Origin of the sequence: Facklamia sp. P13055 (assembly GCF_050409445.1) — a bacterium.
GTDB lineage: Bacteria > Bacillota > Bacilli > Lactobacillales > Aerococcaceae > Facklamia.
Map to the genome: position 1 here is coordinate 1 of NZ_JBNUPL010000051.1, position 940 is coordinate 940.

Consider the following 940-nt stretch of genomic DNA (forward strand, 5'->3'; position numbering starts at 1 on the left):
TGATGTGAACCTCAAAAGTTGGAGTTTGTATTTAAACGGTTAATTGAATGGTATAGATTCGGTATTCAAGCAAAGACATACCGCTCAATTTTTGTTTTATTCTTCTATGATTATAGTGGTGAATATATTGATTAATCTTATTCATCAGTTTCTTATAACTTGTCAGTGGTTCTCCATAATAGGCCTTAAATACAGTTTCTGCTCATCGGCTGTCTTGAACGCTGTCACATCAGCGATTAATTTTTGAAGAGGATATTTTGCACTAAAGCGACGATTGAGGGGGTTGGGAGCAATTGTTCCTTTGTAAGAGCTATAGCGACGTGACTTTCGCCAGAATTTTGTACATTTTAAGCCGAGCTTATTCATGATTCGTAAAGCTTTTTTAGGGTTAATTTTTTGATGGTGTGTTTTGTATAATTCAGCCGTAATTCGTCGATAACCATAGGTTTCATAGAGTTCGTGAAATATTTGTTGAGTCTTTTCTTCTAATTCTGAATCATCAGTAACTTTATTCTTTTGACGAAGTCCGTTTTTATTAAGTTTCTTTACCACTTTGGGCGGCCTTTCTATCGGTCTATTCAGAGCTTTAGAACCCCCTTCAAGATAAACGCCTTTGCAATTAGCTAGCATTGATGGATTCGTAAGGTTAAAGGCGATTGCCGTTTCTTTATAGGAAGCAGCTATTCTTTGCTTAAAGTGTAAAACATTCAGCTTAAAAATCTAAAGAATAATCTGCTTTTCCTTGAATTGCTTTTAACCCATTTGCCCCCTATCTTTTATAATTGTTGACCCAATTCTTGACTAAAGAAGGTGAAGGAATCCCCTATTTTTTGTTAAAGCCTTGTAACCTAATTATCCTTCAAAATACCCTTCAATCACTTTCATTTTCAATTCAGAAGCCTATTTTTAGACATAAAAGTACCCCCAAAAGTTAGTTTTT

The 940-nt window shown here is 34.8% G+C and carries 2 protein-coding genes; both read right to left on the minus strand.

All coding sequences use genetic code 11. The annotated features are described in order from the left end of the window. Nucleotides 1-31 precede the first annotated feature (31 nt). The gene (locus ACQV2O_RS08585) at nucleotides 32-145 is read right to left on the minus strand and encodes an IS3 family transposase (RefSeq protein ID WP_428875565.1); all 114 of its coding nucleotides are present in this window, start codon (nucleotides 143-145) and stop codon (nucleotides 32-34) included. A 17-nt stretch (nucleotides 146-162) separates the two neighbouring features. After that, nucleotides 163-552, minus strand: coding sequence for an IS3 family transposase (locus tag ACQV2O_RS08590; RefSeq protein ID WP_428875566.1), 390 nt, complete (start codon nucleotides 550-552; stop codon nucleotides 163-165). Nucleotides 553-940 lie beyond the last annotated feature (388 nt).